This is a genomic window from Pseudomonas sp. NPDC090208 (genome assembly GCF_044746785.1).
Taxonomy (GTDB): domain Bacteria; phylum Pseudomonadota; class Gammaproteobacteria; order Pseudomonadales; family Pseudomonadaceae; genus Aquipseudomonas.
This window is the reverse complement of the sequence record NZ_JBIVCU010000020.1, coordinates 18,313-30,355: the sequence shown is the minus strand read 5'-3', so window position 1 is coordinate 30,355 and position 12,043 is coordinate 18,313. Positions and strand designations below refer to the sequence as shown.

Genomic DNA, 12,043 nt, shown 5'->3' with positions numbered 1-12,043 from the left:
GGCGAGGAGCCGTGTATGTTCAATGACCTGAGTCGACTGGGTAAATACCTCGGTCAGGCCGCGCGCCTGATGGTGGGCATGCCCGACTACGACAACTATGTCGAGCATATGCAGAGCAAACACCCGGACAAGCCGGTGATGTCCTACGAGGCGTTCTTCCGCGAACGCCAGGACGCACGTTACGGCGGCAAGGGTGGGCCGAAGTGTTGTTGATTCGATAGGCTTGCCATAATCCGGCAGGTCCCTTGTAGGAGTGAGCTTGCTCGCGATGTGTTGGATCAGTCACCAAAGGGGTGTCTGGTCTGGCGGATCGCGAGCAAGCTCACTCCTACAGTTCTTTTTGCGCATGGGAGATTTCTGTTTGCTCAATCCAATTCCCGTCACTGTGCTGAGCGGTTTCCTCGGCGCGGGCAAGACCACGTTGCTGCGTCACCTGCTCAAGGAAGAGCACGGCCTGAAAATCGCCGTGATCGAAAACGAATTCAGTGATGCCGGGGTCGACACCCAGTTGCTCGGCGACGAGCCGGTGCAGGTGATGACCCTGTCCAACGGTTGCGTGTGTTGTACCATCCACACCGACCTGACCCGCGCGCTGCTGCTCTTGCTGGAGCGCGTGGACAACGGCGAGATCGCCTTCGACCGGCTGGTGATCGAATGCACCGGTCTGGCCGACCCGGCACCGGTGGCACAGACCTTTTTCATCGATGAAGAGCTGCGCGACCGTTACATCCTCGACGGCATCATCACCCTGGTCGATGTCGCCCACGCTGATACCCACTTGCAACAGACCATCGCCCAGGCCCAGATCGGCTTCGCCGACCGCCTGCTGGTGAGCAAGACCGATCTGGTGGACGAAGCGACCTTCAACGCCTTGAGCGAGCGTCTGACCCGCATCAACCGCCGCGCGCCTGTGCGCGTGGTCGAGCACGGCAAGATCGACCTGGCCGAATTGCTCGATGTGCGCGGCTTCAACCTCAATGCCGAAGCGGGCGGCCTGAGCCTGCGCCCGGTCGCACCGGCTGGCCGTGGCATCGACCGGATCAGCAGTCTGGTGCTGCGCAGCGACAAGGCGCTGGATATCGACAAACTCAGCGAGTTCATGAATGAACTGCTGGAAGACCACGGCAAGCAACTGTTGCGCTACAAGGGCGTGCTGAACATCGCTGGCGAGGACCGCAAGCTGGTGTTTCAGGGCGTGCTGAAGCTGTACGGCTTCGATTTCGACGTGGAATGGGCTGAAGGCGAGCAGCGCGAGAGCGTGATCGTGTTCATCGCCGATGATCTGCCGGAGGAGAAGATTCGGGAAGGGTTTGCCAGGGTAGCGGCGGAGTAGGGCAGCCTGAACTGTAGGAGTGAGCTTGCTCGCGATGTGATCTATCAGTCACCGCAGTGGTGCCTGAACGAGTGCATCGCGAGCAAGCTCACTCCTACAGGACGGGACATCCTGTACAAAAAAGCCCGGCTCAAGAGCCGGGCTTTTTCACATCAGCACACTGCTATCAGGCGCCGTAAACCGGCAGCTTGGCGCAGATGGCCTTGACCTTCTCGCGAACGGCGTCGATCACCGCTTCGTTGTTCAGGTCGGCCAGGATGTCGCAGATCCAGCCAGCCAGTTCCTTGCACTCGGTTTCCTTGAAGCCACGAGTGGTCACGGCCGGAGTACCGAAGCGCAGGCCGGAAGTGACGAACGGCGAACGTGGGTCGTTCGGCACGGAGTTCTTGTTCACGGTGATGAAGGCGCGACCCAGAGCGGCGTCAGCGTCTTTACCGGAGATGTCCTGCTTGATCAGCGACAGCAGGAACAGGTGGTTCTCGGTGCCGCCGGAGACCACGTCGAAACCACGCTCGATGAACACGGCGGCCATGGCCTTGGCATTCTTCACTACTTGCTGTTGGTATTCCTTGAACTCAGGCTGCAGCGCTTCCTTGAAGCAGATCGCCTTGGCGGCAATGATGTGCTCCAGCGGGCCGCCCTGGCCGCCCGGGAATACGGCGGAGTTCAGCTTCTTCTCGATGTCGGCGTTGGCACGGGCCAGGATCAGGCCGCCACGTGGACCGCGCAGGGTCTTGTGGGTAGTGGTGGTGACGACGTCGGCGAACGGGATCGGGTTCGGGTAGACACCGGCAGCAACCAGACCGGCAACGTGGGCCATGTCGACGAACAGGTAGGCACCGACCTTGTCAGCGATGGCGCGGAAGCGTGGGAAGTCCAGCACCTGCGAGTAGGCCGAGAAACCGGCAACGATCATTTTTGGCTTGTGCTCGACCGCCAGACGCTCGACTTCGTCGTAGTCGATCAGGCCGTTGCCGTCGATGCCGTACTGAACGGCGTTGTACAGCTTGCCGGACGAGGAAACGCTGGCGCCGTGGGTCAGGTGACCGCCGTGGGCCAGGCTCATGCCCAGAATGGTGTCACCGGCGTTCAGCAGGGCCAGGTAGACGGCGCTGTTGGCCTGAGAACCGGCGTGCGGCTGGACGTTGGCGTAGTCGGCGCCGAACAGTTGCTTGGCGCGGTCGATGGCCAGTTGCTCGACGATGTCGACGTATTCGCAGCCGCCGTAGTAACGCTTGCCCGGATAACCTTCGGCGTACTTGTTGGTCAGAACCGAGCCCTGGGCTTCCATGACGGCCGGGCTGGTGTAGTTTTCCGAGGCGATCAGCTCGATGTGCTCTTCCTGGCGCTTGGCTTCTTGTTTCATAGCGGCAAACAGGTCGGAGTCGTACTTGGCGATAGTCAAATTACGGCTGAACATGGCGGTCCTCGGGGATCGGGCAGTTGAAAAGGGGGGCATTCTACCCCATCGGCTTTTATCTGGCATATGAAAGCGGATCATGTCGCTGATGAGCGGGCTGCAGCTTCCGCGAACCTGTAGGCGCTGGCGTGTCCTGCGAGCGCATGTAGGAGCTGGCTTGCCCTGCGACCGGCGACGCAGTCGTCGTAGAACCTGCGCACGCGGTGTGTCAGTTACGGCCAGTGAGAATGGATTTACGACTGCTTCGCAGCCGGTCGCAGGACAAGCCAGCTCCTACACGCGGTCGCAGGACGAGCCAGCTCCTACATGCGGTCGCAGGGCAAGCGCGCTCCTACACGGGGCATTCAATCAATCATGAACAGGGCGTCATTGCTGAACTGCGCTTCAAAGCGCTGCGCCGGCATCGGCCGCCCGAACAGGTAACCCTGCACCTCGTCGCAGCCGTGTTCACGCAGGAACTCCAGTTGCTCGTGGGTTTCCACGCCCTCGGCGATCACCGCCAGGTTGAGGCTGTGGGCCATCGCGATGATGGCGCGGGCGATCTGTGCGTCCTGTTCGCCCGACGGCAGGCCGTCGACGAAGGTGCGGTCGATCTTCAGCACATCGATGGGGAATTGCTTCAGGTAGTTGAGCGACGAATAACCGGTGCCGAAGTCGTCGACCGCAATGCTCAGGCCCAGGCGCTTGAGGCTGTCGAGGATCTGCATGGCCTCGCTGACTTCGCGCATCAGGATACTTTCGGTCAGTTCCAGCTCCAGGCACGCCGGCGGCAGGCCGGTTTCCTTGAGGATATTGGCGATGCGCATGCCCAACTGACCATCGGAGAACTGCCGCGCCGAGATGTTGACCGAGACTTTCGGCACGCGAACCTTGGCCAGGTGCCATTCGCGTAACTGACGGCAGGCTTCCTTGAGCACCCACTCGCCGACCTCGACCACCAGCCCCAGTTCTTCGAGCACCGGAATGAAGTCGCCCGGCGGCACCAGGCCACGGCGTGGATGGCGCCAGCGCAGCAGCGCTTCGGTGCCGGTCAGGCGCTTGCCGTCGCCGCTGAACTGCGGCTGGTAATACAGGGTGAACTCCTCCTGCTCCAGGGCGTGGCGCAGGTCGCTTTCCAGCTCCAGGCGCTCCAGGGCGCTGGCGTTCATGTCCGCCTGATAGAACTGGAAGTTGTTCTTGCCACGCTCCTTGGCGTGGTACATCGCCGTGTCGGCGTTCTTCATCAGCTGGCTCAGCTCGTGGCCGTCCTGCGGGCTGAGGGCGATGCCGATACTGGCGGTGACGAAAAACTCGCGACCTTCCAGCACAAACGGCTTCACCAGGCTGGCGAGAATCTGCTCGGCGACATGGATCGCCCGGGTCAGCGCCGCCTGTTGCGTGGCGCCCGGCTGCAACAGCAGGGTGAATTCGTCGCCGCCCATGCGCGCCACGGTGTCGTCTTCGGCCACGCATTCGAGCAGGCGCAGGGCCATTTCCTTGAGCATGCGGTCGCCGGCGGCGTGGCCCAAGGAGTCGTTGATCGGCTTGAAGCGGTCCAGGTCGAGGAACATCAGCACCACCCAGGCATTCTGCCGTTCTGCATGCTGCAGGGCGGTGTGCAGGCGATCCTGGAACAGTGTGCGGTTGGGCAGGTGGGTCAGGGCGTCGTAGTAGGCCAGACGGTGAATGCGCTGTTCGCTGGCCTTGCGCTCACTGATGTCGCTGAAGAAACAGACATAACTGGCGAGGTCGCCTTCGTCGTCGAACACGGCGGTAATACCGACCCAGGCAGGGTAATGTTCGCCGTCCCGGCGTTTCAGCCACAACTCGCCTTCCCAGCTGCCGCGCTGGTGCAATTGCTTGAGGATGTAGCCCAGCTGCGCTTCCTGCTGGTCTTCGACGGTCAGCATCATCGGCAGTTGATCGAGGACCTGCGCGACCTCATAACCGCTGACCCGGCTGAAGGCGTCGTTGGCCTGGACGATATAACCAGCCGGGTCGGTGATCAGGATCGCCGAGGTGGAGTGCTCGAACACCGTGGCCGCCATGCGCAGGTCTTTTTCCGCGCGGCGTTGCTGGCTGATGTCGCGGCCGACGCCGAGGATGCCTTCGAAGTTACCGGCATCGTCCCACACCAGCACCAGGCGCAGCTCTACCGGAATCTTGCGCCCGTCGGCACGCAGGCAGTCGAACAGAAACAGTTCGGTGGTCACCTCGCTGCGCAGCGTCGCCATGGCCTCCGGTTTGCCCAGTGCCTTGCCGACCCGGTTGAGCAGGGCATGCAACGAGGCCAGTTGCAGCGGGTTGGCGATGATGGTGTTCCAGCCGTTCTGCAGAATCCACTCGGCGCTGTAGCCGAGCACGCTGTTGACCGAAGGGCTGACATAGTTGGGCGTGAGCCGGTTGTCGGTGGAGAAGATCACGTCGCTGATGCTTTCGGCCAGCATGCGGTAGCGCTGCTCGCTGTCGCGCAGGGACTGGCTGGCCTCGATCTGTTCGGTGATGTCTTTGGCCACGCCGATGATGCGGGTGATCCGGCCGGTCTTGTCCTGGGCCAGCGCCTGTTCGCGGATATCGAAGCGCCGCCAGCGCTGCTGGCAATCACGGAAGCGTAGCTGGGTTTCGATCAGCTCGCTGCGACTGTCTTCGCTGCGGGTCTGACGCAGTTGTTCATAGGCCGGGGCATCGTCGGGGTGCAGCAGGACTTCCCAGAAGCGCTCGCCCATCTCCTGCAATTCGTCCTTGCCGTAGCCCAGCGTCTGGCCTAGGTGATGGTTGCTGTAGATCATGCGTCGGCTGATGACATCCTGCACATACAGGTGGTCCGGCACGGTGCGCACCACGTCCGACCAGAAGCGCTCGCGTTCCAGCAGCGCCAGCTCGGTCTGTTTGCGGTTGGTGATGTCGTTGATGTTGAGGATCACCGAATTGAAGTCCCGCGGCTGCTCGGGCAGGCGAACCACCAGCCACAGGTGCTGATCATTGCCTTCGGCATCGGGCAGGAGGATTTCCAGTTCCAGCTGGCGCTGATCGTCGAGCACGGCACAGATCAACTGCACGCCGATACCCTGTTTCGAACGTGGGCAACCCCGGATCAGTTGCTCCCAGACCTGTTCGGCCGACTCTGCGCGCAGCAACTGCGCGGCCACCTGATTGACTTCGCTGATGCGCAACTGATGCAGCAGGCCCTTGAGCTGATCCGGGTGCTGGCTCAGGCGCTGACGCAGTTCGTCGCTGCTGTGCAGTTGCAGGTGCTTGAGATAGTCGGGCAGGCCGGACAGGTCGAGCACGCACAGGGCCACGCCGGTGCCCTCGAAGATGTCCTTGTAACGGCGGCGGCTTTCGCGCAACTGCAACTGCCGGCGACGCAGGCTGCGTAGCGCCAGCAGCGGCACGATGGAGCAGAGCAGGGCGACCAGTGATTTGCAGATCAGCGGCGTGATCAGCACCTGACGAGCCTTGTTGGCGTCGAATTGCCCGCGCAGTTGCCAGTCGCTGTTGGTCAGAGGCTCCAGCAGGACGGTCTGCAGATTGCTTTCGCCCGGTGTGGCACCGTCGGTCTCGCCGCGGTAGATCACCCGATGGTTGCTACGGTTTTCCAGTTGCCAGACCGGCTGATAATCCTGATCGCTGCTTTGCCGGGTCAGCGCCTTGAGTGCCTGCGGGCCCTGGCGGATGACCCAGTAACGGTCACTGTCACCGCCCGGCTGGCGGACGAACAGGTAAAACAGCGAACCGTCGGGCGCGTCGGCGTAATAGTAGGTGCGGCCCTGAATGGTCGGGTGCAGCTGAGTCAAAAAGTCGGCGTCCTTGCTGTCCGCCGCGCTGTCTGCGGTGATATCTCCGTCGCTGTCGAGCCAGGCCACGCTGCGCAGCCCTGGCATCGACTGACGCAGGCTTTCGAGCAGCGAGGCTTTCTGGGCAATGGTGCGGTTGCCTTTGTTGTCGTCCAGCTGATTGAGCGCGACCTGGGCGTTGAGCGCCATATTCAGGCTGAGACGATCCGCCAGCTGAATGCTGTAATCGACGCTGCGCTGGTGCTGGCGCTCCTGCGTCTGCTGAAACTGTTCGACCAGTTGCCACAGCAGCAACATGAGCATCAGCAACACCAGTACCGCCAGCGCGCCTTTCAGCGAGCCCCGAAACGGCAGAGTGGCCGAGCGCTTCGATGTGCGCAGGGGAGTAACGGGTGTTGGTGTGGACAAACTTTGATCCTGACTGCTGGACTGAATCAGCCTGTGCAAGTTGCACTACTACGCTCGACGCCCCGAGGGGCGGCTAGCATGCCCTGACTTGTGGCTAAGTGCCAGCCCCATTGGCCCGCACCGTTTGCCCTGTCGACTGCATTCGGGTAGTTTTGCGCCACGCGCGAGGTGCCCGATTTCTGCAAGCCTGATACGGCCTTGCAAACATTGCTCCAGCTTGATGACCGGTACTCGGAAGTTTATCGACGCTGTTGCAGCCGCGTTTCATCAATTCAAGGCGCGGAACTGCCCGACGGCAAGTTGCGAAGATAAATAAAAGCTATTTTTGCGACGGAGCACTAAGCTCGCGTTCTTCACATTTATTATCCAGACCCCAGGTTTCACTCCATGGCTCAATACGTCTTCACCATGCATCGGCTGAGCAAAGTTGTTCCGCCGAAGCGGGAAATCCTGAAAAACATCTCCCTGTCGTTCTTCCCGGGCGCCAAGATCGGTGTGCTGGGCCTCAACGGCTCGGGTAAATCCACACTGCTGAAAATCATGGCCGGCGTCGACACCGAGTTCGACGGTGAAGCGCGTCCGATGCCAGAGCTGAATGTCGGCTACCTGCCGCAGGAACCACAGCTGGACCCGAGCAAGACGGTCCGTGAAGTGGTCGAGGAAGCCGTCAGCGTGATCAAGGACGCCCAGGCGCGTCTGGACGAGGTCTACGCCGCTTACGCCGAGCCGGATGCAGACTTCGACAAGCTGGCTGCCGAGCAGGCCAAGCTGGAAGCGATCCTGCAGGCCAGCGACGGTCACAACCTGGAGCGCCAACTGGAAGTCGCCGCCGATGCCCTGCGCCTGCCAGCGTGGGACGCCAAGGTCGAGCACCTGTCCGGTGGTGAAAAACGCCGCGTGGCCCTGTGCCGTCTGCTGCTGTCCGCGCCGGACATGCTGCTGCTCGACGAACCGACCAACCACCTGGACGCCGATTCCGTCGCCTGGCTGGAGCACTTCCTGCACGACTTCCCGGGCACCGTGGTTGCGATCACGCACGACCGTTACTTCCTCGACAACGTCGCCGGCTGGATTCTGGAACTCGACCGCGGCGCGGGCATTCCGTACGAAGGCAACTACTCTGGCTGGCTGGAAGCCAAATCCGACCGTCTGGCCCAGGAATCCAAGCAGCAGTCGGCCCATGAAAAGGCCATGAAGGAAGAACTGGAGTGGGTGCGCAAAGGCGCCAAGGCTCGCCAGTCTAAATCCAAGGCCCGTCTGCAACGCTTCGAAGAAATGCAGTCGCAGGAATTCCAGAAGCGCAGCGAGACCAACGAGATCTACATCCCGGCCGGTCCGCGCCTGGGCGACAAGGTCATCGAGTTCAAGAACGTTACCAAGGGTTACGGCGATCGCGTGCTGATCGACAACCTGTCGTTCTCCATGCCGAAAGGCGCCATCGTCGGCGTGATCGGCGGTAACGGTGCCGGTAAGTCGACCCTGTTCCGCATGCTGATGGGCAAGGAACAGCCGGATTCGGGCAGCATCGAGGTCGGTGAAACCGTGCAACTGGCGTGCGTCGACCAGAGCCGCGAAGACCTGGATGGCAGCAAGACCGTGTTCGCACAGATTTCCGACGGTTCCGACCTGATCAAGATCGGCAATTACGAAATCCCGTCGCGCACTTACGTCGGCCGCTTCAACTTCAAGGGCGGCGACCAGCAGAAGTTCGTCAAGGACCTGTCCGGTGGTGAACGCGGTCGTCTGCACCTGGCTCTGACCCTGAAAGAGGGCGGCAACGTCCTGCTGCTCGACGAACCGTCCAACGACCTCGACGTCGAAACCCTGCGTTCCCTGGAAGAAGCCCTGCTGGACTTCCCGGGCGCCGCCATCGTGATTTCCCACGATCGCTGGTTCCTGGACCGCGTGGCGACCCACATCCTGGCCTACGAAGACGATTCGCAGGCGGTGTTCTTCGAAGGCAACTACACCGAGTACGAAGCCGACCGCAAGAAACGCCTGGGCGAAGCCGCTGCCCAGCCGCACCGCGTGCGTCACAAGAAACTGGCCTGATTCGGGCGAGTGTCGAAAAAACGGAGCCTTCGGGCTCCGTTTTTTGTTTGGATGGGTGTGTGTCGTATCGGATGTGTCTGACACCTCCCACAAAAACGTACCCCCGTGGGAGCGTGGCTTGCCCGCGAATGCTTCCGCTCAGACGCTGCAAGGTTGCCTGACCCAACACCTTCGCGGGCAACCCAGCTCCTACGGGGGCGCCCCCAACATGTCGATCACCACGAACTTTGTGGGAGGAAGCCCTGCTCGCGAAGGCGTCAGCCCAGCCACAACAGGATCGACTGACACGACGCTATCGCCGGCAAGCCGGACTGCTACGGGGTATGTGTTGCGCCGAATGCATCGGGCACCACAAATCCTGTGGGAGGGAGCTCTGCTCGCGATGGCGTCAGGTCCGATACCTCGGCATTGGCGGAGATGTCGCTATCGCGGGCAAGCGCGCTCCTACGGGGATGCGGCATTCAGGCATCTGCCTCGATCAACACCACTTCGATCACCTGATCCCCCGCCGGGCGCTGCCAGGTCACTTCATCGCCGACCGTTGCACCGAGCAGAGCACGGCCCAGCGGTGAGGCCCAGTTGATCAGGCCGCTGGCGGCATCGGCCTGATCTTCGCCGACCAGTTGCACGCGCTGCTGGGTGTTCTCGGCATCAGCAAAGGTCACCCAACTGCCGATCTGCACTTTTTCAGTGGAGATCGCCGGTGTCACCACCTGGGCGCTGAGCAGCCGTTGATTGAAGTAGCGCAGGTCGCGGTCGATGTCGGCCAGGCGCTGCTTGTCGGCCGCCTCGCCACGGACGGCCTGTTCACTGTGCTGCGCCTGCAACGTCGCGACCTGAGCCTGCAACTGCGCAAGGCCGCTGGCGGTGACGTAATTGGGCTGGGCGCTGATCTGCCGTTCCACCGGCTGGCTGGCCTGGGCGGCGGCGTGGTCCTCGTTGACGAAGGCCCGGCTCATGGCGTGCTCCCTGTTGATGGCTCATGAAGGTCGAGCCATGTTGGCACGCCGTCTGGCGTCGCAGATGTCCACAGGCGACCTGTCGGATCAGTGAGAACGATAGGCCTTGGCGGCATCCTGGGTTTTCTGTTGCTCCCAGGCGCGATCGCGGTCATTCCAGATGCTGTCGCGGCCCTGATCCTGCACATTGCGGTTTTCCAGCTGCGCCTGGCACTGTCGGAAGCCATCGCTCCAGCCCTGCGCGTAAATCGTGTCGCGCAGATAACGCGGCACATCCTTCTTGTATTGCCCTTTCATCGCGTCCACGGACTGCCGCCCGCTACCGCAACCATCCTGAAAACCATCGGCAAATGCCGGCGGATATCCTTCGGCCAATAACTGGTCATGGGTAGACTGACATCCGGCGACAACCACAAGACACCACAGCACAACCCAACGCGTGTTCATTTCCGTTTCCTCGACACTTATAGCCAAAGTCTAGAAGCGGATTGGTGAGGGATTTGTAAAAGCGCCGTGAGAAAACCATTAGCCGATGCCCGGTGCTGCGCGAAAAGTTCCCGCCGTCCGCCCGGCGGACAGGGAATTCTGAAAAAACTTTCAATCATTTTTCTGTGGACGGTCTGAGAAGATTCAGGGTTGTTAAACTGTGTCGTTGCGCGAACCCCCGTTTAGGAAGATTGATGAACCTCAGAACGATCCTGATTCTTGGCGCGCTCAGCGCCTTCGGCCCTTTGGCCATCGACTTTTATCTGCCGGGCTTTCCGGCCATTGCCCAGGCTTTCGGCACTGACGAAAAACATGTTCAGTTGACCCTGGCGTCTTATTTCCTCGGCCTGAGTCTCGGCCAACTTCTGTACGGGCCGATTGCCGACCGTTTCGGCCGTCGCCTTCCACTGCTGTTCGGTGTCGGGTTGTTCACCCTCGCATCGCTGGCCTGCGCGCTGGCGCCGAATCTGGAATGGCTGATCGCCGCGCGCTTCGTTCAGGCGCTTGGGGGCTGTGCCGGTATGGTGCTGTCGCGGGCAATCGTCAGCGACAAGTGCTCGCCGGTGGAATCGGCCAAGGTGTTCTCGCAACTGATGCTGGTCATGGGGCTGGCGCCGATTCTCGCGCCGATGCTCGGTGGCTTGCTGGTGAATGTCTCCGGCTGGCAGAGCATCTTCCTCTGCCTGACGCTGTTCAGCGCACTCACTGCTGCTGCCGTGGCCTGGGGATTGCCGGAAAGCATGCCGGCCGGACATCCGCGTCCGCCATTATCCGGTGCGCTGAGCGCCTATCGCGGGCTGTTGAGTGACCGCATTTACTTGGGCCATGCGCTGACCGGCGGCATCGCCATCGCCGGGATGTTCTCCTACATCGCCGGTTCGCCGTTCGTGTTCATCAAACTCTACGGGGTACCGGCCGAGCATTACGGCTGGCTGTTCGGCACCAACGCTGCGGGCTTCATTCTGGTGGGGCAGGTCAATGCGCGTCTGGTCGGGCGTTTCGGTCCGGGCTGGATGCTGTCGCGTGCGGTGTGGGTCTATGTGAGTGCGGCGCTGATCCTGCTCGGCATCGCTTCGTTGCACACCGAGAAACTGTGGCCGTTGCTGATTCCGCTGTTTGTGTACATCGCCAGCTTGGGTTGCATCATTCCCAACGCTTCGGCCTGTGCCATGACCGGGCAGGGCAAGCGCGCCGGCAGTGCCTCGGCAATGCTCGGTTTCCTGCAGTTCAGTGTCGCGGCCGGTGCGGCTGCATTGGTGGGTGTGTTGCACGATGGCACGGCGGTGCCGATGGCAACGGTGATCACCCTGTGTGGCGTGCTGGCGGTCAGCCTCGCGCTGATCACGCGTCAGGCGCAGAAGAAGCGCGACGCGCAGGTGCCGCATCAGGATGTGCGTATCTGAATCTGACGGCGTCCGTCTCCGGACGACGCCGGCAGAACTGTTTATCCAGTAGAAAACAAGGCCGACTGTGCGGTTTCTTGCTACTGGGTCAACAGATGTTCCTTACATACGGACTGCGCTCGATACGTGGATGGATCTGTAACATTTATCTCGTCGGGCAAAAGTTCGCCGTTCTACGCGCTTTTTTTCATGAAGGTTTTTGGAAT

At 61.5% G+C, this 12,043-nt stretch carries 8 protein-coding genes; 4 read left to right on the top strand and 4 right to left on the bottom strand.

The features are described from left to right. Positions 1-15 precede the first annotated feature (15 nt). Positions 16-213, top strand: a complete 198-nt coding sequence (locus tag ACIPL0_RS26140) for a YbdD/YjiX family protein (RefSeq protein ID WP_400596091.1) — start codon at positions 16-18, stop codon at positions 211-213. Positions 214-361: 148 nt separating this feature from the next. After that, positions 362-1,333: a GTPase gene (yjiA, locus tag ACIPL0_RS26135; RefSeq protein ID WP_400596089.1), complete on the top strand. Its 972-nt coding sequence runs from the start codon at positions 362-364 to the stop codon at positions 1,331-1,333. 166 nt (positions 1,334-1,499) lie between these two features. Here the strand turns inward: yjiA and glyA are convergent, their stop codons facing one another. Then, positions 1,500-2,753: a serine hydroxymethyltransferase gene (gene glyA, locus ACIPL0_RS26130; protein WP_400596087.1), complete on the bottom strand. Its 1,254-nt coding sequence runs from the start codon at positions 2,751-2,753 to the stop codon at positions 1,500-1,502. Positions 2,754-3,097: 344 nt separating this feature from the next. Continuing rightward, the gene (locus ACIPL0_RS26125) at positions 3,098-6,937 is read right to left on the bottom strand and encodes an EAL domain-containing protein (protein WP_400596085.1); all 3,840 of its coding nucleotides are present in this window, start codon (positions 6,935-6,937) and stop codon (positions 3,098-3,100) included. A 387-nt stretch (positions 6,938-7,324) separates the two neighbouring features. Between ACIPL0_RS26125 and ettA the strand changes: the two genes are divergently transcribed. Continuing rightward, entirely contained in the window at positions 7,325-8,989 is a 1,665-nt protein-coding gene (gene ettA / locus ACIPL0_RS26120; RefSeq protein ID WP_400596083.1) for an energy-dependent translational throttle protein EttA, read from the top strand. A gap of 461 nt (positions 8,990-9,450) precedes the next feature. Here ettA and ACIPL0_RS26115 read toward each other — a convergent pair whose 3' ends face one another. Together ACIPL0_RS26115 and ACIPL0_RS26110 are read right to left on the bottom strand one after the other, a co-directional pair. Then, positions 9,451-9,948, bottom strand: coding sequence for a GreA/GreB family elongation factor (locus tag ACIPL0_RS26115; RefSeq protein ID WP_400596081.1), 498 nt, complete (start codon positions 9,946-9,948; stop codon positions 9,451-9,453). 87 nt (positions 9,949-10,035) lie between these two features. Next, positions 10,036-10,395: a hypothetical protein gene (locus tag ACIPL0_RS26110; protein ID WP_400596079.1), complete on the bottom strand. Its 360-nt coding sequence runs from the start codon at positions 10,393-10,395 to the stop codon at positions 10,036-10,038. Positions 10,396-10,628: 233 nt separating this feature from the next. Here ACIPL0_RS26110 and ACIPL0_RS26105 point away from each other — a divergent pair, with 233 nt between their 5' ends. After that, positions 10,629-11,837, top strand: coding sequence for a multidrug effflux MFS transporter (locus ACIPL0_RS26105; RefSeq protein WP_400596077.1), 1,209 nt, complete (start codon positions 10,629-10,631; stop codon positions 11,835-11,837). Positions 11,838-12,043: the final 206 nt, after the last annotated feature.

Coding starts and splice junctions, on each gene's coding strand:
- ACIPL0_RS26140 (WP_400596091.1), top strand. CDS start 16: ATGTTCAATGACCTGAGTCGACTGGGTAAATACCTCGGTCAGGCCGCG.
- glyA (WP_400596087.1), bottom strand. CDS start 2,753: ATGTTCAGCCGTAATTTGACTATCGCCAAGTACGACTCCGACCTGTTT.
- ettA (WP_400596083.1), top strand. CDS start 7,325: ATGGCTCAATACGTCTTCACCATGCATCGGCTGAGCAAAGTTGTTCCG.
- ACIPL0_RS26115 (WP_400596081.1), bottom strand. CDS start 9,948: ATGAGCCGGGCCTTCGTCAACGAGGACCACGCCGCCGCCCAGGCCAGC.
- ACIPL0_RS26110 (WP_400596079.1), bottom strand. CDS start 10,395: ATGAACACGCGTTGGGTTGTGCTGTGGTGTCTTGTGGTTGTCGCCGGA.
- ACIPL0_RS26105 (WP_400596077.1), top strand. CDS start 10,629: ATGAACCTCAGAACGATCCTGATTCTTGGCGCGCTCAGCGCCTTCGGC.